A 26649-nucleotide genomic window follows, 5' to 3' on the forward strand; every position below is an offset into this window, starting at 1 on the left:
TTCCCGGCAGCGGCGCTAGGCGCCGCGATTTTTCGACGAAAAATCGCTGCCGTCGAGATGGGCAAGCGTTCCGTACAGATCCACCCGCCGGTCGCGGAACAGGCCCCAGCCGGCGCGCAGCGCGGCGATCTGGTCCAGATCGACGGTCGCGGTCAGCACCGCTTCGTCGCTGCGCCCGGCCTGGGTCAGCACTTGCCCGCTGGGATCGGCGATGAAGCTGGAGCCGTAGAAGGTCACCTCGGTTCCGCCCGGCGCGCGTTCGGTGCCGATCCGGTTCGAGGCGACGACCGGCAGGATATTGGCCGCCGCATGGCCGCGCATCGCCATTTCCCAATGCTTCTGGCTGTCATAGCCCGGCGCGGCGGGTTCCGATCCGATCGCGGTCGGATACAAAAGCATCTCGGCCCCCATCAGCGCCATCGCCCGGGCGGCTTCGGGAAACCACTGATCCCAGCAGATCGCGGCGCCGATCCGGCCAAAGGCCGTGTCCCAGACCCGGAAACCAGTATCGCCTGGCGAGAAATAGTATTTCTCCTGATAGCCCGGCCCCTGCGGGATATGGCTTTTGCGATAGATCCCCAGCATCCGCCCATCGGCATCAATCATCGCCAGGCTGTTGAAATGCGCCTGGCCGGCGCGTTCGAAGAAGGAACAGGGCAGCACCACGCCCAACTCGCGCGCCAGGGCCTGAAAGCGGGCGATCAGCGGATGGCCCTCGGCCGGGCGGGCCAGCGCGAAATACTCGGGCCGCTCTTCGCTGCAGAAATAGGGTGCCTCGAACAGTTCCTGCACCAGGATGACCTGCGCGCCCTGCGCGGCGGCGGCGCGGATCACCCGCTCGGCGGTATCGGCATTGGCGGGAAGATCCCAGGAACAGGCGAATTGCGTGGCGGAAAGGGTGATCTGGCGCATGTCTGACCATGGTTGCAAGGGGCGATGCGGTGGCAGTCTGCCCGCCCGGCCGGCGCCAGACTAGGGGCCGCGCGCGGCGGGGGAAAGCTATTCCGCGGGCAGGGCCGCCGGCAGGCGGTTGCGGGTGCGCGGCGGCACGGTTTCATGCAGTCGTTCCGAGCGGTCGCGCCCGACCCTACGGCGGCGGCGGTAGAGGAACCATTTGCCCCAGCTGCGCCAGGTGCCGACCATCGGCGCGGTGGCATCGCAGGGAAAGCGGGCGCGCCAGCCCTCGGGCAAAGCCAGGCCGCAGGCCTCGGCCCGGCCCAGCATCCAGGTCAGCGGAATGTTGGCCAGCGGCCGCGCCGCTTCGAAATCGCCCAGCTGGCCGCCGATATCGCCATGCGCGCCGCGGAACCAGACCTGCTCGACATTGCCCTCCCAGCCGGGCGGGCAGGACCACAGGACGGGCGAGAAGACCACCCGGGTCTCGTCCAGCGCCAGCGCCTGAAAGCCATGGCGGACATGGCGGCCAAGCTGGCGGTTGTGGAAGGCGCTGTCGCGTTCGGCGAACATCCACAGAAGCGGCAGCCGGATGCCCAGCGCCTTGACCGTGTCCCAGACCCCCAGCATCTCGATCGGCGCCTCGGCATGGCAATGGGCGGCGGCAAAGGCCTGGGCGGCGGCACTGCCCGGATCGCCGCGGTAATGCCGCCAGGCCAGATGGACATTGCGCTCGATCGCGGCATCCTGGCGCAGCAGCCCCACCCGGTCGATCACGCCGGCCAGGCTGCGCACCGCGAAGGCGCCGCGGGAATAGCCCAGCAGGAAGATCCGGTCGCCCGCGCGGTAATGGCTGGCCAGATGGCCATAGGCGCGGCGGATCATTCCGCCGATGCCGCGGCCGCGCACGATGTCGAGCCCGCGCCGCCAGCCGCGCCATTGCAGCCCCGGCTCATAGTAAAGCGTCCGATGCACGCTGGGCCCGGCCTCGGCCAGAAGCCGGTAGGTCAGGCCGGCATTCGATTCCTGCCCCGGCTCAAGCGAGGACATGGTGCCGTCCAGGATGATCACATGATCGACGCGGCCGCGGCTGCGGCCCCGTTCGGGCGGCGCCGCCGGCTCGGTCTCGGCAACCGGGCGGCGGCGGAACCAGCTTCTGATCCGGTCAAGCAGCACCCCTCGCCCCTTCGATCATCTGCCACAGCCGCAGGGGCGTGAAGGGCATGTCGACCCGGTCCACACCCAAGGGCGCCAGCGCATCGCGCACCGCATTGGATATCGCCGCAAGGGCGCCGACGGTTCCCGCCTCGCCACAGCCTTTCATGCCCAAAGGATTGGTGCTTGTGTAGGTGGGCAGGGTGGAGAAGGCGATGCCCGGCACCTGATCGGCCCGCGGCATGCCGTAATCCATGAAACTGCCGGTCAGGACCTGGCCTTCGGCATCATAGCGGAAATCCTCGGTCACCGCCTGGCCGAAGCCCTGCGCCAAGCCGCCCTGCACCTGGCCTTCCACCAGATTGGGCGCGATCAGCGTGCCGAAATCGTCGACCACCGTATAGCGGTCCAGCGTGAGGGCGCCGGTTTCGGGGTCGATCTCGACCTCGGCCACATGGACGCCATTGGGGAAGGACCGGCCCTGCAGGGTGATGGTGGCCGAGCGGTCCAGCAGATCGGCGCGGTCGCGGGCGCGGGCCAGATCGGCGGCTTCGGCAAAGCCCGCCTTGCGGTTGGTGCCGGGGGCCGCGAATTCGCCTTCGCTATACTCGACCGTCTCGGCGCCCCATTCCTTGGCAAGGAAGGTCTGGAAGCCCTGCACCATCTGGCCCAGGGTCTCGCGCGCCGCGGTGCCCTGCACGGTGACCGAGCGCGAGCCGCCGGTGCCGCCGCCCTTGGCGATGCGGTCGCTGTCGCCTTCGACCACGCGCACCTTGTCCTGCGGCAGGCCGGTCGCCACGGCGACCATGCGGGAATAGACCGATTCGTGGCCCTGGCCATTGGTCTGGGTGCCGACATAGATCGTGGCGCCGCCATCCGCGTCCAGCGTGATCCGCGCGGTTTCCTGCGGGGCGCCCAGGATGGCTTCAATATATTGGCAGGTGCCCAGGCCGCGGATCAGCCCGCGGGCTTCGCTGGCGGCGCGGCGGGCGGCCAGGCCCGGCAGATCGGCCTTGGCCTGGGCCGCCGCCAGAACGGCTGCGAAATCGCCGACATCCACCTCTTCGCCGGCCTCGTTCACATGCGGAAAGCGGGTGACATGGTTCAGGGCGCGCAGGGCGAAAGGATCCATCCCCAATTGGCGCGCGGCTTCGTCGATCACCCGCTCGATCGTCATGATCGCCTCGGGCCGACCGGCGCCGCGATAGGCATCGACGGGCGCGGTGTTGGTATAGACCCCGGTTGCGGCCAGATGCGCCTTGGGAAGGTCATAGACACCGCTCAGCACCTTGAAGAACAATTCGGACTGCACCTCTTGCCCGAATTGCGAGTTATAGGCGCCAAGGTTGCAGATCAGGTTAACGCTGTAGCCGGTGATCCGGCCCGCCGCGTCAAAGCCCATCCGTGCCCGCGCCACCAGATCGCGGCCGGCATTGTCGGACAGCATCGCCTCGGTCCGGGTCGAGACCCAGGCGACCGCCCGCCCCAGCATCCGGGCGGCCTGCGCAATCACCGGATATTCGGGGTAGCACATCGCCTTCATGCCGAAGCCGCCGCCGACATCGGGGGTGGTCACCCGGACCGCATCTGCGGCCAGACCCAGATGGCGCGCGAGTTCGGATTTCTGGAACCAGACCCCCTGCCCGTTCACGCACAGATGCAGCCGCGCGCCGTCCCATTCGGCGAAGGCCGCCCGCGGCTCCATCGGCGCGGCGGTCACACGGTTGTGCAGGATTTCCATCTCGACCACGCGGGCGCTGGCCGCCAGCGCCGCCTCGGTGCCCGGCCCGTCGCCGCCCTGCCACAGGAAGGCGCGATTGTCGGGGGCCTGCGCGTGGATCTGCGGCCCGCCTTCGGCCAGCGCCAGCGCACAGGGCAGATCGTCGATCTCGACCTCGATCGCCTCGGCCGCGTCCTGCGCCGCCTCGCGGGTTTCGGCGATCACGCAGGCCAAGGCCTCGCCGACATGGCGGACATGGGTCGTGGCCAGGATCGGGCGCAGCGGCGCGGCCCCGCCGGGCAGAACCATGCCCCACATGTCCAGCGCCACGCCGGCCGCCTGCAGGTCATCGGCGGTCAGCACCGCCAGGACGCCGGGCATCGCCCGCGCCGCCGCCGTGTCGATCCGCCGGATCGCGCCATGCGCCCGGTCCGAGCGCAGGAACTGCGCCACCGCCGCGCCGGCGGGGATCAGATCCTGCACATAGCGGCCCGTGCCGGTCAGGAAGCGGACATCCTCGCGCCGCCGCAGCGGCTGGGCCTGTCCGAATTTCAGCTCTGCCGCCATCGCGCATCCCTTTCCGCCAAACCCCGGAAATGGTTACGCCCCCGGCCGGGTTTGTCCAGCCGGGGGCGTTCGATGTCACGCGAAAGCGAGAGGTCAGACCTTCAGGCTCAGCACCGTTGCCATCTGCAGGTCGCCAAAGCCGTTGAAGCGGCTGTTGGTGACCACCGAATAGGACCCCATGCCGTGCCAGATGATGTAATCGCCCTCGGCGATATCCGAAGGCAGCGGCAATTCGCCCGGCAGCCGGTCGACCGAATCGCAGGTCGGGCCAAAGACGATGCGGTTCTCATGCTTGCCGTCGCGCGGCGTGCCATCGGGGGCCAGCACGGTGAAACGGTCGATCACCCCGATCAGCGGCAGCTCGGTAAGCGTGCCATAGACGCCGTCATTCAGGAAGACATGCGTCTCGTCCCGCACCGCCTTGACGCGGGCGGCCAGCGTGAAGGCATCGCCGCACATCGCCCGGCCCGGCTCGCAGACCAGCAGCGGGCGGTTGTCGCCGAAAGCCTCGGTCGCGACGCGGTCGATCAGGGCAAAGGTTTCTTCCAGCGCGGGAACCACGGCCTGCAGCCGGTGGTTCGGGAAGCCGCCGCCCACGTTCAGCCGCGCGATGGTCACGCCCGCCGCCGCGGTGATCTGCGCGGCTTCGCGGATATAGGCCTCCCAGGCGTGGGGATCGGTGCATTGCGTGCCGGGGTGGAAGGTCAGCGAGGGGATGAAGCCCGCCTGCGCCACCTCTTGCAGCAGTTCCACCGCCAGCTCGACCGTCGCGCCGAACTTGGCGCCGAAATTATAGGCCGCGCCCGCGACCGGCAGCTTGAAGCGCACCGAGATTTCGGTGCCCTCGGCCGGGACCAGCTCGATCAGCTTGACCAATTCGCTGCGCGAATCGACGCTGTAGCTTTTCACCCCCCGGGCCACCGCATGCTCGATTTCAAAGCGCGCGCGGACGGGGTTGTTGTAGTGGATCGCCGCGTCGGGGGCGAGCCGGCGGATCAGGTCGATCTCGAAGGGCGAGGCGCAGTCATAGCCGCGGATGCCGGCCGCGGCCAGGTTCTCGATCATTTCCTCGCCGGGATTGGACTTGACCGCATAGGTCACCATGCCCGGGAACCCGTCGATGAAGCGGCGCGCCGAGGCCTGAACCGCCGAAGGCGCAAAGAAAAGCACCGGATTTTCAGGTGCTTGCGTGCGCAGGTATTCGGTCGGATTGGTCCAGATCGTTTTGGAGAGTCCCATCGGCGCAGTCCTTTCAGCCAACAAGACGCTTCGCCCTTCCCCTGACAACGGGCCGGGCACCAGCGTGGTTTCAAGTGAACCAGGCCAGGTGCGTATGAGCCGCCCTTTTCCTGCAGGTAGGATGCGCGATATGTGTGACATCTTCACCGATTAAAACTATATATATGCCGCGAAATGTCGTCATAATGACGAAAACACCGATCAAACTGCAAGGCGCACCCATGGATGAACTGGATCGCAGCATTATCGGCCTGTTGGGGGCCGATGCCCGGATGTCGGTTGCAACGCTGGCACGGCGGCTGAAGGTCGCGCGCTCGACCATCCAGGCCCGGTTGGAGCGGCTTGAAACCAATGGCGTGATCGCCGGCTACACGCTGAAACTGGGCGAAGGCGCGCGCGAGGGGCGGCTGCGCGCCAGCGTTCTGCTGTCGATCGAGCCCCGCGCGCAGGCGGCGATCCTGACCCGGCTGAAATCGGTGGCCGAGATCGAGCGCTGCTTCACCACCTCGGGCCGCTTCGACCTGCTGCTGCAGATCGCCTGCCCGAATACCCAGGTGCTGGATCAGGTGCTGGACCAGATCGGCGCGATGACCGGGGTGAAATCTTCGGAAAGCCTGATCCATCTGTCGACCAAGATCGACCGGGCGGTGTAGGCGGGCGGTGTAGGCGGATTTCCCCGGCCCGGCTTTTCCCGCGGCCCCGCAGGCCCCACCTTCAGACCTTCCGCACCACAGGGAGGTTTCCATGGCCTATGTCGACGGTTTTCTGATTCCCGTGCCCGATGCCCGCAAGGAAGACTATCGCGCGCATGAAGAGAAATGGTGGCCCTTCTTCCGCGATCGCGGCGCGACCGGGCTGGCGATCTGCTGGGGCGATGATGTGCCGCCCGGCGAGCGGACCGATTTCCGCCGCGCCGTGGCGCTGGAAGACGGCGAGACGGTGGTCTTCGCCTGGATGACCTGGCCCGACCGCGAGACGCGCGACAAGGCCTTTGCCGCGATGATGCAGGACGGCATGGAAATGCCCGAGATGCCTTTCGACGGCAAGCGCATGGTCTTTGGCGGTTTTGTCCCGATCCTGGCCCTGGGCCAGGCCTTGGGCTGACCGCCCGTTCAGGGCAGCGCGCGGCGCAGGATCGCGACCAGCGCCGCGTCGCGTTCGTCAGGGGGCAGATCGGCGAATTGCGCCAGCCGGCCCGACATCATCAGATCGGCCAGCCCATGCGCCATGGCCCAGAAGGCGGCAATGTCGCCTTCGCGCCCGCCGGCCGCCGCCACGCCGCCGGCCAGATGCAGATAGGCCGCACTGCCCGCCTCGACCAGTGTGTCCGAGCTTTCGTCGATCCGGCGCGAGGTGAAGATCAGCCGGAACAGCGCCGGCCTTGCGCAGGCGAAATCGACATATCCCAGGCCCGAGGCCAGAAGCCGTTCCGACGGATGCGCCCCCGCCGCCTCTTCCCGCGCGGTCTGCGCGGCGACGAAGGCCTGAAACCCCTCGGCCGCAAGCGCGGTCAGCAGCCCGGTCGTATCGCCGAAATGATGCTTGGGCGCGGCATGGCTGACGCCGGCCCTTCGCGCCACCGAGCGCAGGGAAAACCCCTCGACCCCGGCCTCGGCCAGTTCCGCTTCGGCCGCACCCAGAAGTGCTGCGCGCAGATTGCCGTGATGGTAGGGCTTCTCCGTCATCGCTGCGCCTCCGACCTGATGCAGGCAGTCCCTGCGATCAGCCTGCCCCAGCCATCTTTGCGCCGTCAACTTCTTTCTTGACAGCAGGGCGGCCCCCTGCCCGACCGCCCGGCGCCCGGCCCGATTCCGCGGCTTTTCCGCCCGCCCCCTTGGCCTTGCGCCGCGTATTCGCTATGCCCGATCCGACCGCAAAGGATGGTGCCCATGCCGATGGAAAAGACCTTCAACGCCGCCGAGGCCGAGGCCCGGATCTCGAAGCTCTGGCTTGACCGCAAGGTGGGCGCCGCGGGCGCCAATGCAAAGCCCGGCGCGCCCAGTTTCTCCATCGTCATCCCGCCGCCCAACGTGACCGGCAGCCTGCATATGGGCCATGCCTTCAACAACACGCTGCAGGATATCCTGACGCGCTGGCACCGGATGCAGGGCCATGACACGCTGTGGCAGCCCGGCACCGACCATGCCGGCATCGCGACGCAGATGGTGGTCGAGCGCGAGCTGGCCAAGACCAACCGCCGCCGCACCGATTTCAGCCGCGCCAAATTCACCGCGCTGGTCTGGGAGCAGAAGCAGAAATCCCGCGGCACGATCATCGGCCAGCTGCAGCGGCTGGGCGCCACCTGCGACTGGGACCGCGAGGCCTTTACCATGTCGGGCGCCCCCGGCGCGCCTGCGGGCGAAGAGGGCAATTTCCACGATGCGGTGATCAAGGTCTTCGTGGACATGTATCACAAGGGCCTGATCTATCGCGGCAAGCGGCTGGTGAACTGGGACCCGCATTTCGAGACCGCGATCTCGGATCTGGAAGTCGAACAGACCGAAGTCGCGGGCCATATGTGGCATTTCAAATACCCGCTCGCCGGTGGGCAGACCTATGAGTATATCGAGAAGGACGAAGCCGGGAACGTCACCTTCCGCGAGACCCGCGATTACATCTCGATCGCCACGACCCGGCCGGAAACCATGCTGGGCGACGGCGCGGTGGCGGTGCATCCGTCGGATGAACGTTACGCGCCAATCGTCGGAAAACTTTGCGAAATTCCGGTTGGGCCCAGCGAACACCGCCGGCTGATCCCGATCATCACCGACGACTATCCCGATCCGAATTTCGGCTCGGGCGCGGTGAAGATCACCGGCGCGCATGATTTCAACGATTATGGCGTGGCGCAGCGCAACGGCATTCCGCTGTACCGGCTGATGGATCAGAAGGCGCGGATGCGCGATGATGGGCTGCCCTACGCGGAAAGCGCCGCGATTGCCGGGGCCGTGGCCCGGGGCGAGCGCAGCCTGACCGAGGCCGAGGCCGATCAGATCAACCTTGTGCCGCCGGAACTGCGTGGGCTTGACCGCTACGAGGCGCGCAAGGCCGTGGTCGCGGCGATCAATGCCGAACATCTGGCCGTCACCAAGCTGGTGAAGTCGATCGACAAGGAAACCGGCTCCGAGCATCTGGAACTGGTGCCCTACGTTGAAGACAAGAAGATCATGCAGCCCTTCGGCGACCGCTCGAAAGTGGTGATCGAGCCGATGCTGACCGATCAATGGTTTGTTGACACTGACAAGATCGTTCAGCCCGCGCTTGACGCTGTCAAGACCGGCGCGACCCAGATCCTGCCCGAGCGCGATACCAAGACCTATTTCCACTGGCTCGACAATATCGAGCCCTGGTGCATCTCGCGCCAGCTGTGGTGGGGCCATCAGATCCCGGTCTGGTACGGCTTCGACCTGTCCGCCCCCGGCTTCCGCGATGACGAGGGCGACGAGGCGCTGGATCCGGTGAAAATGCTGCGCGTTCTGGGCGATGGCGGCCCGGCCGACCGGCCCACGCTGAACCGCTGCGCCGCCGGCTTCGACGGCGTGGCGCCGCTGTTCCGTGATGACCTGGCCCCCTTGCCGCATCCCTTGAACCATGCCCGCGTGGTCGAGGTCGCCGACCGCGCGCAGGCGGTGGAAACCCTGGCCGCGGCGCTGGCGCAGTATGAGATCAGCCAGGACGCAACCCAGCTGGTCTATCCGGTCTGGCGCGACCCCGACGTGCTGGACACCTGGTTCTCGTCGGGCCTTTGGCCGATCGGCACGCTGGGCTGGCCCGAGAACACCCCGGAATTGCAGCGCTATTTCCCGACCAGCGTGCTTGTCACCGGCTTCGACATCCTGTTCTTCTGGGTGGCGCGCATGATGATGATGCAGCTGGCCGTGGTCGGCAAAGTGCCTTTCGAGACCGTCTATGTTCATGCCCTCGTCCGCGACGAGAAGGGCAAGAAGATGTCGAAATCGCTGGGTAATGTGCTGGATCCGCTGGATCTGATCGACGAATACGGCGCCGATGCGGTGCGTTTCACCCTGGCCGCCATGGCCGCGATGGGGCGCGATCTGAAACTGTCGAAAGACCGGATCGCCGGCTATCGCAATTTCGGCACCAAGCTGTGGAATGCCTGCCGCTTTGCCGAGATGAACGGCGTCTGGGAGGGCCATGCCACGCAATCTGCCCCGCCGCCGGCCAAGGCCACGGCGAACCGCTGGATCATCGGCGAAACCGCGCGCGCACTGGCCGAAGTGAACGCGGCGCTGGGCGAATTCCGCTTCGATCAGGCGGCGGATGCGCTGTACAAATTCGTCTGGGGCAAGGTCTGCGACTGGTATGTCGAATTCGCCAAGCCCCTGTTCGACGGCGAAGACGCGGCCGAGACGCGGGCCACCATGGCCTGGGTGCTGGACCGCTCGATGATCCTGCTGCATCCCTTCATGCCTTTCGTCACCGAAGAGCTTTGGGCCACCACCGGCTCGCGCGAGAAGCTGCTGGTCCATACCGATTGGCCCGAGCTGCCGGAAAGCCTGATCGACGCCGAGGCCGCGGCGGAAATGGGCTTTGTGACCGCGCTGATCGACGAGATCCGCTCGGCCCGGGCGCAGGTGCATGTGCCGGTCGGGCTGAAGATCGACCTTGTCGCCACCGACCTGCCCGAGGCCGCCCGCGCGGCCTTCACCCGCAACGAGGCGCTGATCCGCCGTCTGGCGCGGATCGACACGTTCAGCGAGGGCGCGGCGCCGAAGGGGTCGATCGCGGTGACCGCGGGCGGGGCGGGTTTCGCCATTCCGCTGCAGGGGCTGATCGACATTGCCGAGGAAAAGGGCCGGCTGCAAAAGGCGCTGGACAAGCTGGGCAAGGAAATCGCCGGGCTGAACGGCCGCCTGTCGAACCCGAATTTCGCCAAATCCGCCCCGGAAGAAGTGGTGGACGAGGCGAAGGCCAATCTGGAAGCCCGCCAGGACGAGGCCGCGAAGATCGAGGCCGCGTTGCAGCGCCTGGCCGAGCTGGCCTGATCGGCTGCCAGCTGTGCAGACCGGAAAAGGGGGCCATGGGCCCCCTTTTTGCCCTTCTTCGGCCCTTGCCTGTGGCGGGATGCAGGCGCAATCTGGCCCGGCAAAGGAGGCATTCCATGACCTGGCTTTCGCGTCTTGCCGAACGCCGCATCCAGGCCGCGCGCCTGAGGGGTGATTTGCAACATCTTGAAGGCGAAGGGAAACCCCTGCCTGACCGCCCGGGCGACGCCTTCATCAGCGCCGGCGATGCGGTGGGGTTCCGCATCATGGCCGAGGCCGGCGTCCTGCCCGAGGAAATCACCCTGAAAAAGCAGGTCGCGGCCCAGCGCGCCCATCTGGCGACGCTGTCTGACGAGGGCGCGCGCAAAGCCGCGCTGGCCGAATTGGCGCAGCTGGAAATGCGCCAGGCGATTGCCGAGGAAAGCCGGCGCAAGTTCCTGCGCTAAGCCGCCCCCTTGCGCCCCGCGCGCCGCCCGGCATAACTGCCGCGCATGAGCCGCTTTCTGACCCCGCATGCCGCCCTTCTGCCCTCGACCGTGCCCTTCACCGGGCCCGAAACGCTGGAGCGCCGACAGGGCCGGCCGTTCCGCGCCCGGCTGGGGGCGAATGAATCGGTCTTCGGCCCCTCGCCCCGCGCGGTGGCGGCGATGGCGGCGGCGGCCGGCGAAAGCTGGATGTATGGCGACCCGGAAAACCACGACCTGAAACAGGCGCTGGCCGCGCATCACGGCTGCAGCCCCGAGCATATCGCCATCGGCGCGGGGATCGACGGGCTTCTGGGGCTGTTGTGCCGGCTGACGCTGGATCCGGGCACGCCGGTCGTCACCTCGCTGGGCGCCTATCCGACCTTCGCCTTCCATGTCGCGGCCTGCGCGGGCGCGTTGACTCGGGTGCCCTATCGCGGCGATCACGAAGACCCGCAGGCGCTGCTGGACGCCGCCCGCACCACGGGGGCGCGGCTTCTGTACCTGGCCAATCCCGACAATCCGATGGGCAGCCATCACCCCGGCCCGGTGATCGAGGATCTGGCGGCGAACCTGCCGCCCGAGACGCTGCTGGTTCTGGACGAGGCCTATGCCGATCTGGCGCCTGCCGAGGCGATCCCGCAGATCGCGCCCGATCATCCGCAGGTGATCCGGCTGCGCACCTTCTCGAAAGGCCATGGGCTGGCCGGGGCGCGGGTCGGCTATGCGCTGACCAACCCCGATCTGGCCCGCGCCTTTGACAAGATCCGCGATCATTTCGGCATGGCCCGGGCCAGCCAGATCGGCGCGCTGGCGGCGCTGCGCGATCAGGACTGGCTGGCCGGCATCCGCGCGAAAGTGGCGCAGTCGCGCGACCGGCTGGCGGCGATTGCGCGCGACAACGGGTTGCAGCCGCTGGCGTCGGCCACGAATTTCGTCACCATGGATTGCGGCCGCGACGGCGATTTCGCCCGGCTTGTGCTGGCCGGGTGCCAGGCGCGCGGGCTGTTCATCCGCATGCCGGGCGTGGCGCCGCTGGATCGCTGCCTGCGGATCTCGACCGGGCCCGAAGCCGCGATGGCGGTGGTGGCAGAGGTGCTGCCCCAGGCGCTGCGCGCCGCGGGCGGCTGATCACTCGGCGGCGAGTTCAGGCTTTGCCGGGCCAATGGGTTTGGACGGGCCGGAGGGCGGCTCGGCCGCGCCCAAACGCAGGGCGGGCAAGGGTTGCGGCGCGGGCTCGGCCGCATCGGCGACCAGAACCGGCAGCGCGGGCTTCGGCTCGGCCTCGGCCTGCGGCGCGGCGGCAGCGGCCGGCAACGCCCGGCGGAACACCAGCATGTTCTGGAACGAGGTTTTGGTGCCGGTCAGCCCCGACCGTTCATCGCAGGGCAGCACATCGGCGCGGACATAATCCCAGCCCTCGGCCCCCAGCCGGTTCATCAGATTGGTCAGCGCCAGGGCAAACCGCTCTTCCGTGGTCTTGGCGCCGCGCGATTTCTCGCCCCGGCGCGGAGCCGGGATCACCTTGAATTCGAACCGCTGCATCCTGGACCTCCGCCGCTGCGCCGCCGACTTTACCGGGATTCGCCCAGCAAGGGCAAATAGACAAAGGATTTTCACGAAGGCCAGAGCGCTGCGATCACATCAACCTGATCTTGCGGGCCAAGCCAGGGCCGCCCGCTACCTGTGGGGGCAGGCGCCGCCCTCTTCCCCCCGGGCCCGGTTTCGGCGCAGCATGGACCGGCGGAAAACCGCAAACGCAGCCACTACCCCAGGACGGAGCGCCAAAGATGACCACCGCCTTCTACCATGACGAACGCTGCATGTGGCATTCGGGCGGCGAGCGGGTTTTGTATCTGCCGGTTCAGCCCTGGCTGCAGCCCCTGGCCGCGGGCGGCTATGCCGAAAGCCCGGAAACCAAGCGCCGGCTGCGCAATCTGGTTGAGATCTCGGGCCTGTGGGAGCAGCTGTCGCATCCCAAACCCCGCCCGGCCACAAGGGCGCAGATGGAGCGTATCCACCCGCCCGCCTATCTGGACCGCTTCCAGCGCCTGTCCGATGCCGGCGGCGGCGATCTGGGCGAAGATGCGGTCTTCTCGCAGGGCGGCTACGAGATCGCGGCCCTGTCGGCCGGCCTGGCGGTGGCGGCGCTGGACGATGTCTGGCAGCGGCGGGTCGAGAATGGCTATGCGCTGTGCCGCCCGCCCGGCCATCACTGCCTGCCGAATTTCGGCATGGGCTTCTGCCTTCTGGCCAATATCCCGATCGCGCTGGAAACCCTGCGGGCAGAGCATGGTCCTTTGCGCGCGGCGGTGGTCGACTGGGATGTGCATCACGGCAACGGCACCGAGGCGATCTATTACGACCGCGCCGATACGCTGACGATCTCGCTGCATCAGGAGCGCTGCTATCCGGTGAACACCGGCGCCGCGGCGGATCGCGGGCGGGGGGCGGGACTGGGCTGCAACCTGAACATCCCGCTTCTGCCCGGCGGCGGGGATCGGGCCTATCTGGATGCGTTCGAGCTGCTGGTCCTGCCGGCCTTGCAGGAATTTCGGCCCGAGATCATCGTGATCGCCTGCGGGCTGGATGCCAATGCCTTTGACCCTCTGGCCCGGATGCAGGCCCATGCCGGCACCTATCGCGCGATGACGCGGCTGTTGAAACAGGCGGCCGAGGATCTGTGCGGCGGGCGGCTGCTGGCGGTGCATGAGGGCGGCTATTCCGAGGTGCAGGTGCCCTTCTGCGGCCTGGCGGTGATCGAGGCGCTGTGCGGCCAGACCAGCGCCGTGGTCGATCCGTTCCAGGCCACGATCGAGGCGAACCAGCCGGCCCAGGATTTCGCCGATTTCCAGCGCGCCCGCCTTGCCGCCCAGGCCCGCACACATTTCAGTGCGCAGCCCGGCTAAGCGCAGCCTGCCCCCCAGAACGCGGCCCGAACCGGCGCAAGCCGGCCTTGGCCGCTCTTGCCCGCCTGCCCGGCTTCTGCCAATTTGCGCCGACGCGGATCCCGGCGCAGAGTTCAGCATGACCCAGGATCGGCGCGCAACCCTAGGCCCCTTCCCCGCCGCCAAGCGGACCCGCGCGGCAGAAGCGGCCCTTTCCTCGGACCAGAGCCAATGCCCGCCATTCCCGCCCCCGTCGTGACGATCGCGCTGCTGATCGCGTCAAACCTGTTCATGACCTATGCCTGGTACGGGCATCTGAAGGATCGCAGCGCCCCCCTGCTGATCGTGATCTTCACCAGCTGGGGCGTGGCCTTCTTTGAATATTGCCTGATGGTTCCGGCAAACCGCATCGGCTATGGCGTGTTCAACGCCGCCCAGCTGAAGACCATTCAAGAGGTGATCACCCTGTCGGTCTTCGCGCTGTTTTCGACCTATTATCTGAAAGAGCCGATGGGCTGGAATCACCTGATCGGCTTTGGCTTCATCGTCACCGGCGCCTGGTTCATCTTCCACAAATGGAGCTGACGGACGGCCTTGCCCCGCCCTGCCAGAGCCGCCACGCGCCCCAGACCATGGACAAGCCCGCCGCAAGCGCGTAGCGCCGAGGGATGACCCGTCCCAGCCGCTTCCTTGACCGATCGACGCCGCCGCATCTGGCGACGCTGATCCTGATCGCCGGCCTGTCGGCCCTGGCGATGAGCATCTTCCTGCCCTCGCTGCCCGGCATGGCCGAGTGGTTCGGCGTGTCCTATGCGACGATGCAGCAATCGGTGCCGCTGTATCTGGGCCTGTCGGCCGCGCTGCAGGTGGTGATCGGCCCGCTGGCCGACCGCTACGGACGCCGGCGGGTGCTGCTGGTGTCGCTGTCGGTCTTTCTGCTGGCGACGGTGGGCACGCTTCTGGCGCCCGATGCCACGACCTTCCTGATCTGCCGCATGCTGCAGGCCGTGGTCGCCTCGGGCATGGTCCTGTCGCGCGCCATCGTGCGCGACATCACCTCGGACGCGCAGGCCGCCTCGATGATCGGCTATGTCACCATGGGGATGAGCCTGGCGCCAATGATCGGCCCGGTGATCGGCGGCTGGCTGGACGAGCTGGCGGGCTGGCAGGCGAATTTCGCGCTGCTTCTGCTGATGGGCGGCGCGATCACGCTGCTGGTCTGGGCCGATCTGGGGGAAACCTCGCCGCCGCGCGGCGGGTCGATCCTGGCGCAGATCCGCGAATATCCGCAGCTGCTGACCTCGCCGCGCTTCTGGGGCTATGCGCTGAGTGCCGCGTTCAATTCCGGCTGTTTCTTCGCCTATCTGGGCGGCGCGCCCTTCGTGGGCGACCATATCTATCATCTGGCCCCGGGCGAGGTGGGCGCGCTGTTCGCCCTGTCGGCCGTGGGCTATGGCTGCGGCAATTTCGTGGCCGGGCGCTGGTCGGTGCGCGTGGGCATGAACCGGATGATCCTGATGGGCTGCGGCATCACCACGGCGGGGCTGGCGCTGCAGACGCTGCTGACGCTGGCCGGACTGTCGGGCCCGGCGGTGTTCTTCGGCTTCTCGCTGGCCATGGGCTTTGGCAATGGCATCGCCATGCCCAATGCCAATGCCGGGATCCTGTCGGTGCGCCCGTCGCTGGCGGGGTCGGCCTCGGGTCTGGGCGGGGCGATCATGATCGGCGGCGGGGCGGCGCTGTCGTCGCTGGCCGGTGCCCTGCTGGGGCCGGGCTCGACCGAATTGCCGCTGGTGCTGTTGATGCTGGCCTCCTCGGTGGGCTCGATGCTGGCGATTGCCTATGTCTTCCGCCGCGCGCGCCAGCTGGGCATCGCGACCTAGGCTGCGCCCTGCGACGCGCCGCCCCAGGCGGGCACAAGGCGCGCAAATCCGCTTGACCGGCCAGTTTGCAAAGCCAATAACCGCTTTGCAAACGGGGGGCGCGCCATGGCCAGCCAGAAACTCTATGCCGGGGTCAAGCTGCGCGAGATCCGCGCCCGGCTGGGCCTGACCCAGAAGGGATTTGCCGACAAGCTGGGCGTGTCGCTGCCCTATCTGAACCAGATGGAGAACAACCATCGCCCGGTCTCGGCCGCGGTGGTGCTGGCCCTGGCGCAGGAATTCGGGCTGGATGTGACCGAATTGACCGTGGGCGAAAGCGAACGGCTGGTCAGCGACATGCGCGAGGCGTTGGCGGACCCGGTCTTCACCTCGGGCGCGCCGCCTTTGGCCGACCTGCGGCTGGCCGCGTCGAACGCGCCCGCGCTGGCGCGCGCCTTTCTGGATCTGCACCGCGCCTATCGACAAAGCCATGAACGGCTGGCTTCGCTGGACGAGGCGCTGGGGCGCGAGGATGTGGGGCTGAAGCCCTCGCCCTGGGAGGAGGTGCGCGATTTCTTCCATTATTGCGACAATTACCTCGATGCGGTCGACCGCGCGGCCGAGCATTTCGCGGCGCCGGGCGGGGTGCGCAAGGATGTGACGCTGTTTGCCGAAGAGGCGCTGCGGCGGCAGGGCATCAGCCTGCATTACACCGCGGAACCGGCGCTGCGGGCCTATGACCCGGCCAGCCGGCGGCTGGCGATCTCGGCCCGCGCCCAGGGGCCGACGCGGCGGTTTCAGCTGCTGCACCAGCTGGCGCTGATCACCCAGAACGACCTTCTGGAAGCGACGCTGGACCTGGCCCGCTTTTCCACCCCCGAGGCGCGCGGCATCGCCAAGATCGGCCTGGCGAATTACTTCGCCGGCGCCGCCCTTCTGCCCTATCGCGCCTTCCTGGACGCCGCGCGCGAGACGCGGCACGATCTGGAACGGCTGGCCGATCTGTTCGGCGCGTCGATCGAGCAGGTGGCGCATCGGCTGTCCACCCTGCAACGCCCCGGCGCCAAGGGGATTCCGTTCTTCTTCGTCCGGGTCGATCAGGCCGGCACGATCACCAAGCGCCACTCGGCCACGCGGCTGCAATTCGCCCGCTTCGGCGGCGCCTGCCCCCTGTGGAACGTGCATCGCGCCTTTGAAACCCCGGGCCAGTTCCTGCGCCAATTGGCCGAGACGCCCGATGGCGTGCGCTATCTATGCCTGGCGCGCGAAGTGTCGAAACCCGCGGGGGCCTTTCTGGCGCCGGTGCGGCGCTATGCGATCTGCCTGGGCTGCGAAGTGCAGCATGCCGCCGATACGGTCTATGCCGACGGGCTGGACCTGAAGGGAAGGTTCGAGCCGATCGGCATTTCCTGCCGGATCTGCGAGCGCCCGAACTGCCACCAGCGTTCGGTCCCGCCGCTGGAGCGGCGGCTGCGCGTCAATCTGGACCGGCGCGACCTGCTGCCCTACGAGATCGCCGATTAGGCCCGCGCCGACAGCCGCAATGCAAAAGGGCGGGCCCGCAGGCCCGCCCCTTCGTTAAATCCGGGTCAGATCAGACGGTCGCGGCGCGCAGGGCGGCGGCGATGGCATCCTTCACCCGCGACCGTTCACGGCGCAGCGCCTCTTCATGCTCTTCCGAGACCGTGTCGATGCGGCTTTCGGCGCGGTGAACCTTGTCATTCACCTCGTCATAATCCGCCAGCAGCTTGGCGAAATGCGCATCCGAAGTCTTCAGCGCGGTGATGCGCTCGGCTTCCCCGGGGAATTCTTCCTGCAGGGTGTGCGGCGTATTGGCCATGTCCGTCTCCTTCCAACGTTTCGGATTCACCTTAACGGCTGACCTGCCCGACACTTTGATCAGGGTCAAGTGCGGTGCAGATCCTGCACAGGAAAGCGGCGGAACCCGCCGGCGGCGGGCCGGCGCGCGCCCCTAGCGCTGCGCGACCCGCCAGTTGGGGTTGATCCAGGGCTCCAGATTCGCGGCCGGCAGCGGCGTGCGGCCCAGGATGTGATCGGCCGCCTTTTCCCCCACCATGATCGAGGGCCCGTTCAGATTGCCATTCGTCACCTGCGGGAAGACCGAGCTGTCGGCCAGCCGCAACCCCTCGACCCCGATGACCCGGCATTCGGGATCGACCACCGCCATCGGATCGCCTGCCCGCCCCATCCGCGCCGTGCCGCAGGGGTGATAGGCGCTTTCCACATGCTCGCGCAGGAAATCGTCCAGCTGCGCATCGGTCTGAACCGCGGCGCCGGGCTGGATTTCCGATTTCACGAAGGGCTTGAACGCCTCTTGCCCGAAGATCTCGCGGGTCAGCCGGATGCAGCGGCGGAAATCGTCCCAGTCCTCGGGATGGGACATGTAGTTGAAGCGGATCACCGGCGCATCCTCGGGCCGGGCCGAGCGCAGGGTGACGCTGCCGCGCGATTTCGACCGCATCGGCCCGACATGGGCCTGGAACCCGTGCCCGCCTGCCGCGGCCTTGCCGTCATAGCGCACGGCAATCGGCAGGAAGTGATACTGGATGTCGGGGTATTCGATCCCCGGCTTCGAGCGGATGAAGGCGCAGGCCTCGAACTGGTTCGAGGCGCCGATGCCACGCCCGGTCAGCAGCCATTGCGCGCCAACCCAGGCCTTGCCGAACAGGTTCCAGTATTTGTACAGCGTCACCGGCTGCAGGGCCGAGAACTGCATGTAGATTTCCAGATGGTCCTGCAGGTTCTGCCCCACGCCCGCGCGATCGGCCAGAACCTCGATCCCATGGTCGCGCAGATGCTGGGCCGGGCCGATCCCCGACAGCATCAGCAGCTTCGGCGAATTCAGCGACGAGGCCGCCAGGATCACCTCGCGCGCGGCACGGATCACCCGCAGCCCGTCGCGGGCCATGATCTCGACGCCCACGGCGCGGCGGCCTTCGAACACCACTTTACGCGCCAGGCCGCGGATCACATGGACATTGCCGGTCTTCATCGCCGGCTTCAGATAGGCATTGGCCGCCGACCAGCGCCGCCCGCGCCAGATCGTGGCCTCCATCGGGCCGAAGCCTTCCTGCTGTTCGCCATTGTAATCCGCCGTCACCGGATAACCGGCCTGCCGGCCCGCCTCGATGAAGGCGTCGAACAGCGGGTTGTGCCGCGGGCCGCGGGTGATGTGCAGCGGGCCTGCACTGCCGCGCCAGTCGGGCCCCTGCCCGCCATGGCTGTGTTCCATCCGCTTGAAATACGGAAGAACATCGGCATAGGACCAGCCATCCGCGCCCATCGCGGCCCAGGTGTCGTAATCCTTGGCATGACCACGGACATAGACCATCCCGTTGATCGAGGACGACCCGCCGATCACCTTGCCGCGCGGCGTGGCCAGGATCCGGCCGCCCAGATGCGGCTCGGGCTCGGTCTGCAGGCCCCAGTCATAGATGCCCATGTTCATCGGATAGGACAGCGCGCCCGGCATCTGGATGAAGGGCCCCGCATCCGAGCCGCCATGCTCGATCACCGCCACCCGATGCCCGGCCTCGGCCAGCCGATAGGCCATGGCGCAGCCGGCCGATCCGGCGCCGACGATCACATAATCCGCAGTCATGTCTGCCCTGCCTGTCGCTTGAGAAGATGTGCCGCGCGCATCAGCCGCCGATCCGCCGCCCCAGCGCCGCCTCCAGATAATCCAGCGCCGTGCGCACCGCCGCCTTGCCATCGGGCGCCCCGGTCTTCAGCACTTCGCGCAGGTAAAGCCCGTCGATCAGCGCCCCCATCCCCTCGGCCACTTCCGAGGCGCGCGGCCCGGCCAGCGGCCGCAGTCCCGCCAGAAGGTTCGACCTGAGCCGCCCCTGATAGATCGCCAAAAGCCGCCGCGCCTGCGGTTGCGACTGCGCCAGAACCCAGAAGTTCAGCCAGGCCCCCACCGCCTCGCGCCGGAAGTTGCCGGGGCTGAAACTGGCGCGCAACACCGCCCGCAGCCGCCCCTCGGGCCCCTCGGCCGCGGCCAGCGCGCCGCGTACCTCGGCGCCGTACAGTGTCAGCACATGGCGCATCGCGGCCAGGAACATCTCTTCCTTCGAGCCGAAATAGTGATGCGCCAGCGCCGGCGACATTCCGGCCCGCTTGGCGATCTGGCTGACCGTCACATCAAGCGAGCCGACACGCCCGATCTCGACGATCGTGGCTTTGACCAGCGCTTCCTTTCGGATAGGCTCCATTCCAAGCTTCGGCATATCGGGAACTCAACATTTTGCTTGCTTTTCCGGTGAAGCACGAAGTTTATTGACTCGTCAATCAACAAAAAACCGGGGAGTATCACATGACCCATCACCTGACCCGCCGCGCCGCCCTTCTGGGCACGGCGCTGTCCTTCGCGCTGACCGGCGCCGCCCTGGCCGAAGGCTGCGACAAGATCGTCTTCTCGGATGTGGGCTGGACCGACATCACCGCCACCACCGCCGCGACCAGCCTGGTGCTGAACGCGCTGGGCTATGAGACGGAAACCCAGATGCTGGCGGTTCCGGTGACCTATGAGGCGATGGCCTCGGGCGATGTCGACGTGTTCCTGGGCAACTGGATGCCGACGATGGAATCGAATATCGGCCCCTATCTTGAGGCTAAGACGGTCGATTCCGTCCGCGCCAATCTGGAAGGCGCCAAATACACCCTGGCCACGAACGAGGCCGGCGCCGCCGCCGGGATCAAGGATTTCGCCGATATCGCGCCGCATGCCGATGCGCTGGGCAAAGAAATCTACGGGATCGAGGCCGGCAATGACGGAAACAAGCTGATCCTCGACATGATCGACGGCGATGCCTTCGGGCTGAAGGCGGCCGGGGTGGAACTGGTCGAATCCAGCGAACAGGGCATGCTGGCCGAGGTGCAGAAACATGACGGCGCCGGCAAGCCCATCGTGTTCCTGGGCTGGGAACCCCACCCGATGAACGCCAATTTCAAGATGACCTACCTGACCGGCGGCGACGATTACTTCGGGCCGAATTTCGGCGGCGCCACGGTCTATACCAACACCCGCGCCGGCTATGTGACCGAATGCCCGAACAACGGCAAACTGTTGCAGAACCTGGTCTTCTCGCTGCCCATGGAAAACGAGATCATGGGCGCGATCCTGAATGACGGCACCGATCCCGCGGCTGCCGCCAAGACCTGGCTTGCCGCGCATCCCGATGCCTGGAAGCCCTGGCTGGACGGTGTCACCACCAAGGATGGCGGCGATGCCGTGGCCGCGGTGGAAGCGGCGCTGAAATAAGCGCAGGGCTTCGGGCCCCGGGGCTTCGGCGCCCCGGGGCCTTTTTCATGACATAAGGCGGGGCGCGTGCATGGATTTTGTGACGGCATGGAAGATACCGATCGGGGCCTGGGCCAAGGCGGTCTTCGACTGGATGAAGGCGCATCTGACCTTCCTGTTCGACGGCATCTCGGCCGGGCTTGAGGCCATGATCGGCGGCATTCTGTGGCTGTTGCAGGCCCCGCCGCCGCTGCTGGTGATCGGAGTCTTCGTCGCCCTGACCTGGGCCTTGCAGCGCAGCTGGAAACTGTGCCTGGGCGTGGCCCTGGGCTTTCTGTTCATCGTCAACCAGGGCTACTGGAAGGAAACCACCGAAAGCCTGACGCTGATCCTGGCGGCCTGCGTGGTCTGCATGGGCCTGGGCGTGCCGATCGGCATCGCGGCGGCGCATCGGCCCCGGCTTTACGCCGCGATCAGCCCGGTTCTGGACCTGATGCAGACCCTGCCCACCTTCGTCTATCTGATCCCCGCCATCGTCTTTTTCGGCACCGGCCTGGTGCCCGGGCTGATCGCCACGGTGATCTTCGTCCTGCCCGCGCCGATCCGGCTGACCCATCTGGGCATTTCCTCCACCCCCCTGGCCCTGACCGAGGCCATCACCGCCTTTGGCGCCACGCCGCAGCAGAAGCTGTGGAAGGTGGAACTGCCCTGGGCCATGCCGCAGATCATGGCGGGGCTGAACCAGACGATCATGCTGTCGCTGTCGATGGTGGTGATCTCGTCCATGGTCGGTGCCAAGGGCCTGGGCAATCCGGTGATGCGGGCCCTGGCGAATGTTGACGCTGCCAAGGGCTTTGAATCCGGCTTCGTGATCGTCGTCGTGGCGATCATCCTGGACCGCATGCTGCGCCGCGAGGTGAAAAGATGACGCTTCCCGCCGTGGAATTCGACCGGGTGTCGATCGTCTTTGGCGATGCGCCCGACCGCGCCCTGCCGCTGATGGATCGCGGGCTCAGCCGGTCCGAGATCCAGGCCGAGACCGGCCAGGTTCTGGGGGTACATGATTGCTCGCTGACGGTTGCCACCGGGGAAATCCTTGTTCTGATGGGGCTTTCCGGCTCGGGCAAGTCCACGCTTCTGCGGGGCGTCAATGCGCTGAACCCGGTGGTGCGCGGCGAGGTGCGGGTGAATGACGGCGACCGGATGGTCTCGGTCACCCATGCCGGGCCCGCGCAATTGCGCCAGATCCGCGCCAGCCGCGTTGCCATGGTGTTTCAGCAATTCGGCCTGCTGCCCTGGCGGACGGTGCGCGAGAATGTCGGGCTGGGGCTGGAACTTGCCGGTGTCAACTTGGCCGAGCGGCGCGCCGCGGTGGATGAACAGCTGGAACTGGTGCATCTGTCGCAATGGGCCGATCGCCGGGTGGGCGAATTGTCGGGCGGCATGCAGCAGCGCGTGGGCCTGGCCCGCGCCTTCGTCACCAAGGCGCCGATCCTTTTGATGGACGAGCCCTTCTCGGCGCTGGACCCGCTGATCCGTGCCAAGCTGCAGGACGAACTTCTGGACCTGCAGGCCAAGCTGAAGCGCACGATCATCTTCGTCAGCCACGATCTGGACGAGGCGTTCAAGATTGGCAACCGCATCGCGCTGATGGAGGGCGGGCGGATCGTGCAATGCGGCACCGCGCGCGAGATCATCGCGGCGCCCGTGTCGGATTATGTGGCCGATTTCGTGGCCCATATGAACCCGCTGGGCGTTCTGACCGCCTGCGACGTGATGGCGCCGGGCCGTGCGCCCGAGGCCGCCAAAGTGGCCGCCGAAACGCCGGTCAAAGTGGTGATGGAGCAGCTGAAAGCCGGCGCCGAGGTGCTGGAAGTGACCCGCGACGGTGGACCGGCCGGGGTGATCCGGGCCGGCAATGTTCTGGGCAAGCTGCTGAATCCGCGCAGCTAAGCGGCAGAGACGCGATCCTGTTCCGCCGGGGCGGTGCGGGATCGCGACCTATTCTGCGTCAGGGGCCTTTGCAGCCGGCTTTTTGGCCGCCGGTTTCTTGGCCGCCGGCTTCTTGGCGGCAGCGGTCTTGTCCCCAGCCGTTTTTGCGGCCGCCTTCTTGGCCGGCGCCTTCTTTGCCGCGGCTTTCGGCGCCGCGGCCTTCTTGGCCGGCTTCTTGCCCGACTTGCCGGCCTTTTCCGCGATCAGCGCCAGCGCCTCTTCCAGCGTCACGGTCTCGGGCGCCAGCTCCTTGGGCAGGGTCGCGTTGACCTTTTCCCATTTCACATAGGGACCGTAGCGGCCGGGCATGACCTGGATCTCGCCCCCGTCAGGATGCGTGCCCAGCGCCCGCAGCGGCTCGGCCGCCACACGGCCGCCCCGCCCGCCCCGGGCCGCCTTCTGCGCCAGAACCTCGATCGCGCGGTTCATGCCGATGGTGAACACCTCTTCCACATCCGGCAGATTCGCATAGACCGCGCCATGCTTGACGTAGGGCCCGAAGCGCCCGATCGCGGCCTCGACCTTTTCGCCATCCTCGGGATGGGTGCCGACGAACCGCGGCAGCGCCAGCAGTTCCAGCGCCCTTTCCAGTGTCAAGTTCTCGGCCGTCCAGCCCTTGGGCAGGCTGGCCCGGTCGGGTTTCGGCTTGTCTTCGGTCGCCTCGCCGCGCTGGACATAGGGGCCGAAACGGCCGCTGCGCAGCGAAATCTCATGGCCATCGGCATCCTGGCCCAGCACCTTGCCATCGACCGACGCCGCCTCGGCATCGCCGCCGATCGGCCGTGTATAGCGGCATTCCGGGTAATTGCCGCAGCCGATGAAGGCCCCGCCCGAGCGCGCCGTCTTCAGATGCAGCCGGCCCGAGCCGCAGGTCGGGCAAGCGCGCGGATCGCTGCCATCGGCGCGCGGCGGATACAGATGCGGCGCCAGGAAATCGTCAATCTTGTCAAGCACCTCGCCGATCCGAAGATCGGCGGTTTCGGCCACCGCGGCCGAAAAATCGCGCCAGAACCGCGCCAGGACTTCCTTGTAATCGCGGCTGCCGGCCGAGACATCGTCAAGTTCCGTCTCAAGATCGGCGGTGAAATCATATTCCACATAGCGGTGGAAGAAGTTCGACAGGAAGGCGGTGACCAGCCGGCCCTTGTCTTCCGGGATCAGCCGGTTCTTGTCCTTGCGCACATATTCGCGATCAACGATCGTCGTCAGGATCGAGGCATAGGTCGAGGGCCGACCGATCCCCAATTCCTCCATCCGCTTGACCAGCGAGGCCTCGGTATAGCGCGGCGGCGGCTGGGTGAAATGCTGCAGCGGCGCGACATCGCGCTTTTCCACCTTTTCGCCCTGCATCAGCTGCGGCAGGCGGCCTTCATCCTCGGCATCCTCGTCGCGGCTTTCGTCATAGACCTTCAGGAACCCGTCGAACTGCACCACCTGGCCATTGGCGCGCAAGACCACCTGCCCATCGGGGCTGGAGATGTCGACCGTGGTGCGTTCCATCCGCGCCGCCGCCATTTGGCTGGCGATGGTGCGCTTCCAGATCAGCTCGTACAGACGGCGCTGGTCGTCCTCGGCGCGGATCTTGTCAGGGGAAAGACCCATATCGGTGGGGCGGATGCATTCATGCGCTTCCTGCGCATTCTTGGCCTTGTTCTTGTAGATCCGCGGCGCGTCGGGAACATAGGCCTTGCCGAAGCGGCTTTCGATCTCGGCCCGGGCGGCGGTGACCGCTTCGGGCGCCATGTCGATGCCGTCGGTCCGCATATAGGTGATATGGCCCGCCTCATACAGGCGCTGCGCGGCATTCATCGTCTGCTTGGCGCCCATGCCGTATTTCCGGCTGGCTTCCTGCTGCAGGGTCGAGGTCATGAAGGGCGGCCAGGGGTTGCGGTTGGCGGGCTTGGATTCCACCGCCTCGACCGTCAGGGGCCGCGCGGTCACGGCCTTGACCGCCAGTTCCGCCGCCTCGGCGGTGGGAATGTCGAATTTCTGCAGCCGCTTGCCGCCCAGAACCGTCAGCCCGGCCTCGAATTCCTGGCCGCGCGGAGTGACCAGCACCGCCTTCACCGTCCAGTATTCCTGGGCGCGGAAGGCCTCGATCTCCATCTCGCGTTCAACGATCAGCCGCAGGCAGACCGATTGCACCCGGCCCGCCGATTTGGCGCCGGGCAGCTTGCGCCACAGGACGGGCGACAGGGTGAAGCCCACCAGATAATCCAGCGCGCGGCGCGCCAGATAGGCCTCGACCAGGGATTGGTCGACCTGGCGCGGCTCTTTCATCGCCTTGGTCACCGCATCCTTGGTGATGGCGTTGAAGGTCACGCGGGCAACGGTCTTTCCCTTCTTCAGGCTGCTGGCCAGCGCCTCTTGCAGGTGCCAGGAAATCGCCTCGCCCTCGCGGTCGGGGTCGGTCGCCAGGATCAGGCTGTCATCGGTCTTCAGCGCCTCGGCAATCGCGCGGACATGCTTCTTCGACTCGGGCGCCACCTCCCAGGTCATGGCGAAATCATGGTCGGTATCGACCGATCCGTCCTTGGCCGGCAGGTCGCGCACATGGCCGTAAGAGGCGAGAACCGTGTAATCAGGGCCCAGATATTTGTTGATCGTCTTGGCCTTGGCCGGAGATTCTACGACGACGACTGGCATAAATTTCCGTTCCCGAAAGCCTGACAATGGCGGGGCACCATGTGGGGCAAGGCCACGGAATGTCAACCGCAGCGCCGCGGCGGGGGTCAGAGACGGGCAAGAAGCCCCCCGGCGCTGCGGCAGATCCGGCCGTCAAGTTCCAGCTGCAGAATCTCGGGCGCAAGGGTGGCGGGCGGCAGGGCAAGATCGCGGATCAACTGGTCTTCGGCCAGCGGGCTGGGGCCCAGCCGGTCAAGGATCAGCCGATGCAGCCGCGTCGCCTCGGCCAAGGCGGGCGAGACGGGCGACGCGGGGGGGCGGGCCGGCGGCGGCGGATCGGGAAGGATTTCGCCGGTCTCTTCCGGGCGGGCGGGCTGGGGCTGACCCAGCGCCTCAAGCACATCGGCCGGGCCGCGCACCAGAAGCGCGCCGTCGCGCAGCAGCATGTTGCAGCCCGCCGCGCGCGCATCGAACGGGTGGCCCGGCACAGCCAGCACCTCGCGCCCCTGATCCAGCGCCATCCGCGCGGTGATCAGACTGCCCGAGCGCGCCGCGGCCTCGACCACCACGACCGCGCGCGCCAGGCCCGCGATGATGCGGTTGCGCAGCGGGAAATGCCGGGTCTGCGGCGCAAGGCCCGGCGGCTGCTCCGACAGCCGGCAGCCCTTCTGGCGAATCTCTTCGGCCAGCGCGGCGTTTTCCTCGGGATAGATCACGTCGACGCCACCGGCCTGCACCGCCACCGTGCCGGTGGCCAGGCTGGCCATATGCGCCTCGGCATCGATGCCGCGGGCCAGGCCCGAGACCACGGCAAAGCCGGCCTGCCCCAGCCCGTCGGCCAGGCGGCGCGCCATGCGCACGCCCAGCGACGAGGCATTGCGCGCGCCCACGATCGCCACCATCGGCCGCGCCAGCAACCCGGGGTCGCCCTGCAGCCACAGGATCGGCGGCGCATCGGGCAGGTCGGCCAGCAA

23 protein-coding genes are annotated in these 26649 nt (G+C 67.3%); 12 read left to right on the top strand and 11 right to left on the bottom strand.

Features of this window, described 5'->3' with window-relative positions; translation table 11 throughout:
* Nucleotides 1-15: 15 nt before the first annotated feature.
* From aguB to K1Y73_RS12235, 4 genes are all read right to left on the bottom strand, one after another.
* On the bottom strand, nt 16-912 hold the full coding sequence (gene aguB, locus K1Y73_RS12220; protein ID WP_225028576.1) for an N-carbamoylputrescine amidase: 897 nt from the start codon (nt 910-912) through the stop codon (nt 16-18).
* An 87-nt stretch (nt 913-999) separates the two neighbouring features.
* Nucleotides 1000-2070 (bottom strand): DUF2235 domain-containing protein, encoded by a 1071-nt coding sequence (locus K1Y73_RS12225; RefSeq protein WP_225028577.1) that lies wholly within the window; start codon nt 2068-2070, stop codon nt 1000-1002.
* On the bottom strand, nt 2060-4336 hold the full coding sequence (locus tag K1Y73_RS12230; RefSeq protein ID WP_225028578.1) for a xanthine dehydrogenase family protein molybdopterin-binding subunit: 2277 nt from the start codon (nt 4334-4336) through the stop codon (nt 2060-2062). Before K1Y73_RS12230 ends, K1Y73_RS12225 begins: the two co-directional genes overlap by 11 nt.
* Nucleotides 4337-4429: 93 nt before the next feature.
* The gene (locus K1Y73_RS12235; protein WP_225028579.1) at nt 4430-5575 is read right to left on the bottom strand and encodes a type III PLP-dependent enzyme; all 1146 of its coding nucleotides are present in this window, start codon (nt 5573-5575) and stop codon (nt 4430-4432) included.
* 221 nt (nt 5576-5796) lie between these two features.
* Here K1Y73_RS12235 and K1Y73_RS12240 point away from each other — a divergent pair, with 221 nt between their 5' ends.
* Both K1Y73_RS12240 and K1Y73_RS12245 read left to right on the top strand, forming a co-directional pair.
* Complete coding sequence (locus K1Y73_RS12240; protein ID WP_225028580.1) at nt 5797-6228, top strand: Lrp/AsnC family transcriptional regulator; 432 nt, start codon at nt 5797-5799, stop codon at nt 6226-6228.
* A 91-nt stretch (nt 6229-6319) separates the two neighbouring features.
* The gene (locus K1Y73_RS12245; RefSeq protein ID WP_225028581.1) at nt 6320-6679 is read left to right on the top strand and encodes a DUF1428 domain-containing protein; all 360 of its coding nucleotides are present in this window, start codon (nt 6320-6322) and stop codon (nt 6677-6679) included.
* 8 nt (nt 6680-6687) lie between these two features.
* Here the strand turns inward: K1Y73_RS12245 and K1Y73_RS12250 are convergent, their stop codons facing one another.
* Nucleotides 6688-7260, bottom strand: a complete 573-nt coding sequence (locus K1Y73_RS12250) for a TetR/AcrR family transcriptional regulator (protein ID WP_225028582.1) — start codon at nt 7258-7260, stop codon at nt 6688-6690.
* Between the two features lie 204 nt (nt 7261-7464).
* Between K1Y73_RS12250 and K1Y73_RS12255 the strand changes: the two genes are divergently transcribed.
* The 3 genes from K1Y73_RS12255 (at nt 7465) to K1Y73_RS12265 (ending at nt 12176) form a co-directional block, all read left to right on the top strand.
* Nucleotides 7465-10581: a valine--tRNA ligase gene (locus tag K1Y73_RS12255; protein ID WP_225028583.1), complete on the top strand. Its 3117-nt coding sequence runs from the start codon at nt 7465-7467 to the stop codon at nt 10579-10581.
* Between the two features lie 116 nt (nt 10582-10697).
* A complete protein-coding gene (locus K1Y73_RS12260; RefSeq protein WP_225028584.1) occupies nt 10698-11027 on the top strand; it encodes a DnaJ family domain-containing protein in 330 nt (109 codons plus the stop codon).
* Between the two features lie 45 nt (nt 11028-11072).
* The gene (locus K1Y73_RS12265; RefSeq protein ID WP_225028585.1) at nt 11073-12176 is read left to right on the top strand and encodes a pyridoxal phosphate-dependent aminotransferase; all 1104 of its coding nucleotides are present in this window, start codon (nt 11073-11075) and stop codon (nt 12174-12176) included.
* On the opposite strand, the gene K1Y73_RS12270 is transcribed toward K1Y73_RS12265, so the two are convergent.
* Complete coding sequence (locus K1Y73_RS12270) at nt 12177-12590, bottom strand: DUF4177 domain-containing protein (RefSeq protein WP_225028586.1); 414 nt, start codon at nt 12588-12590, stop codon at nt 12177-12179.
* Between the two features lie 245 nt (nt 12591-12835).
* Between K1Y73_RS12270 and K1Y73_RS12275 the strand changes: the two genes are divergently transcribed.
* From K1Y73_RS12275 to K1Y73_RS12290, 4 genes are all read left to right on the top strand, one after another.
* Nucleotides 12836-13954, top strand: coding sequence for a class II histone deacetylase (locus tag K1Y73_RS12275; RefSeq protein ID WP_225028587.1), 1119 nt, complete (start codon nt 12836-12838; stop codon nt 13952-13954).
* 210 nt (nt 13955-14164) lie between these two features.
* Nucleotides 14165-14518 (top strand): DMT family protein, encoded by a 354-nt coding sequence (locus K1Y73_RS12280; protein ID WP_225028588.1) that lies wholly within the window; start codon nt 14165-14167, stop codon nt 14516-14518.
* Nucleotides 14519-14601: 83 nt separating this feature from the next.
* A complete protein-coding gene (locus tag K1Y73_RS12285) occupies nt 14602-15816 on the top strand; it encodes a multidrug effflux MFS transporter (RefSeq protein ID WP_225028589.1) in 1215 nt (404 codons plus the stop codon).
* A 105-nt stretch (nt 15817-15921) separates the two neighbouring features.
* Complete coding sequence (locus K1Y73_RS12290) at nt 15922-17319, top strand: helix-turn-helix domain-containing protein (RefSeq protein ID WP_225028590.1); 1398 nt, start codon at nt 15922-15924, stop codon at nt 17317-17319.
* A gap of 70 nt (nt 17320-17389) precedes the next feature.
* Here the strand turns inward: K1Y73_RS12290 and K1Y73_RS12295 are convergent, their stop codons facing one another.
* The 3 genes from K1Y73_RS12295 to betI form a co-directional block, all read right to left on the bottom strand.
* Nucleotides 17390-17635, bottom strand: a complete 246-nt coding sequence (locus K1Y73_RS12295) for a YdcH family protein (protein ID WP_225028591.1) — start codon at nt 17633-17635, stop codon at nt 17390-17392.
* A 132-nt stretch (nt 17636-17767) separates the two neighbouring features.
* The gene (betA, locus tag K1Y73_RS12300; RefSeq protein ID WP_225028592.1) at nt 17768-19417 is read right to left on the bottom strand and encodes a choline dehydrogenase; all 1650 of its coding nucleotides are present in this window, start codon (nt 19415-19417) and stop codon (nt 17768-17770) included.
* A 40-nt stretch (nt 19418-19457) separates the two neighbouring features.
* Complete coding sequence (betI, locus tag K1Y73_RS12305; protein WP_225028593.1) at nt 19458-20045, bottom strand: choline-binding transcriptional repressor BetI; 588 nt, start codon at nt 20043-20045, stop codon at nt 19458-19460.
* 86 nt (nt 20046-20131) lie between these two features.
* On the opposite strand from betI, the gene choX reads away from it, so the two are divergent.
* The 3 genes from choX (at nt 20132) to choV (ending at nt 23011) form a co-directional block, all read left to right on the top strand.
* The gene (choX, locus tag K1Y73_RS12310; RefSeq protein WP_225028594.1) at nt 20132-21079 is read left to right on the top strand and encodes a choline ABC transporter substrate-binding protein; all 948 of its coding nucleotides are present in this window, start codon (nt 20132-20134) and stop codon (nt 21077-21079) included.
* A gap of 70 nt (nt 21080-21149) precedes the next feature.
* A complete protein-coding gene (gene choW / locus K1Y73_RS12315) occupies nt 21150-21986 on the top strand; it encodes a choline ABC transporter permease subunit (RefSeq protein ID WP_225028595.1) in 837 nt (278 codons plus the stop codon).
* A complete protein-coding gene (gene choV, locus K1Y73_RS12320; protein ID WP_225028596.1) occupies nt 21983-23011 on the top strand; it encodes a choline ABC transporter ATP-binding protein in 1029 nt (342 codons plus the stop codon). The genes choW and choV overlap by 4 nt, the downstream gene beginning before the upstream one ends.
* Before the next feature lie 48 nt (nt 23012-23059).
* Here the strand turns inward: choV and topA are convergent, their stop codons facing one another.
* Together topA and dprA are read right to left on the bottom strand one after the other, a co-directional pair.
* The gene (topA, locus tag K1Y73_RS12325) at nt 23060-25696 is read right to left on the bottom strand and encodes a type I DNA topoisomerase (protein WP_225028597.1); all 2637 of its coding nucleotides are present in this window, start codon (nt 25694-25696) and stop codon (nt 23060-23062) included.
* An 86-nt stretch (nt 25697-25782) separates the two neighbouring features.
* Nucleotides 25783-26649, bottom strand: an 867-nt coding sequence (gene dprA / locus K1Y73_RS12330) for a DNA-processing protein DprA (protein ID WP_225028598.1), incomplete at its 5' end; no start/stop codon positions are given.

It is taken from the genome of Xinfangfangia pollutisoli, assembly GCF_020179405.1.
GTDB lineage: Bacteria > Pseudomonadota > Alphaproteobacteria > Rhodobacterales > Rhodobacteraceae > Pseudogemmobacter > Pseudogemmobacter pollutisoli.

Bases quoted from the DNA above. Each gene is read 5' to 3' on its own strand.
- K1Y73_RS12230 (WP_225028578.1), bottom strand. From the start codon at position 4,336: ATGGCGGCAGAGCTGAAATTCGGACAGGCCCAGCCGCTGCGGCGGCGC.
- aguB (WP_225028576.1), bottom strand. From the start codon at position 912: ATGCGCCAGATCACCCTTTCCGCCACGCAATTCGCCTGTTCCTGGGAT.
- K1Y73_RS12260 (WP_225028584.1), top strand. From the start codon at position 10,698: ATGACCTGGCTTTCGCGTCTTGCCGAACGCCGCATCCAGGCCGCGCGC.
- choV (WP_225028596.1), top strand. From the start codon at position 21,983: ATGACGCTTCCCGCCGTGGAATTCGACCGGGTGTCGATCGTCTTTGGC.
- K1Y73_RS12270 (WP_225028586.1), bottom strand. From the start codon at position 12,590: ATGCAGCGGTTCGAATTCAAGGTGATCCCGGCTCCGCGCCGGGGCGAG.
- K1Y73_RS12250 (WP_225028582.1), bottom strand. From the start codon at position 7,260: ATGACGGAGAAGCCCTACCATCACGGCAATCTGCGCGCAGCACTTCTG.
- K1Y73_RS12235 (WP_225028579.1), bottom strand. From the start codon at position 5,575: ATGGGACTCTCCAAAACGATCTGGACCAATCCGACCGAATACCTGCGC.
- betI (WP_225028593.1), bottom strand. From the start codon at position 20,045: ATGCCGAAGCTTGGAATGGAGCCTATCCGAAAGGAAGCGCTGGTCAAA.
- K1Y73_RS12290 (WP_225028590.1), top strand. From the start codon at position 15,922: ATGGCCAGCCAGAAACTCTATGCCGGGGTCAAGCTGCGCGAGATCCGC.
- K1Y73_RS12285 (WP_225028589.1), top strand. From the start codon at position 14,602: ATGACCCGTCCCAGCCGCTTCCTTGACCGATCGACGCCGCCGCATCTG.
- betA (WP_225028592.1), bottom strand. From the start codon at position 19,417: ATGACTGCGGATTATGTGATCGTCGGCGCCGGATCGGCCGGCTGCGCC.
- K1Y73_RS12295 (WP_225028591.1), bottom strand. From the start codon at position 17,635: ATGGCCAATACGCCGCACACCCTGCAGGAAGAATTCCCCGGGGAAGCC.
- topA (WP_225028597.1), bottom strand. From the start codon at position 25,696: ATGCCAGTCGTCGTCGTAGAATCTCCGGCCAAGGCCAAGACGATCAAC.
- K1Y73_RS12255 (WP_225028583.1), top strand. From the start codon at position 7,465: ATGCCGATGGAAAAGACCTTCAACGCCGCCGAGGCCGAGGCCCGGATC.
- K1Y73_RS12240 (WP_225028580.1), top strand. From the start codon at position 5,797: ATGGATGAACTGGATCGCAGCATTATCGGCCTGTTGGGGGCCGATGCC.
- K1Y73_RS12275 (WP_225028587.1), top strand. From the start codon at position 12,836: ATGACCACCGCCTTCTACCATGACGAACGCTGCATGTGGCATTCGGGC.
- K1Y73_RS12265 (WP_225028585.1), top strand. From the start codon at position 11,073: ATGAGCCGCTTTCTGACCCCGCATGCCGCCCTTCTGCCCTCGACCGTG.
- K1Y73_RS12245 (WP_225028581.1), top strand. From the start codon at position 6,320: ATGGCCTATGTCGACGGTTTTCTGATTCCCGTGCCCGATGCCCGCAAG.
- K1Y73_RS12280 (WP_225028588.1), top strand. From the start codon at position 14,165: ATGCCCGCCATTCCCGCCCCCGTCGTGACGATCGCGCTGCTGATCGCG.
- choW (WP_225028595.1), top strand. From the start codon at position 21,150: ATGGATTTTGTGACGGCATGGAAGATACCGATCGGGGCCTGGGCCAAG.
- choX (WP_225028594.1), top strand. From the start codon at position 20,132: ATGACCCATCACCTGACCCGCCGCGCCGCCCTTCTGGGCACGGCGCTG.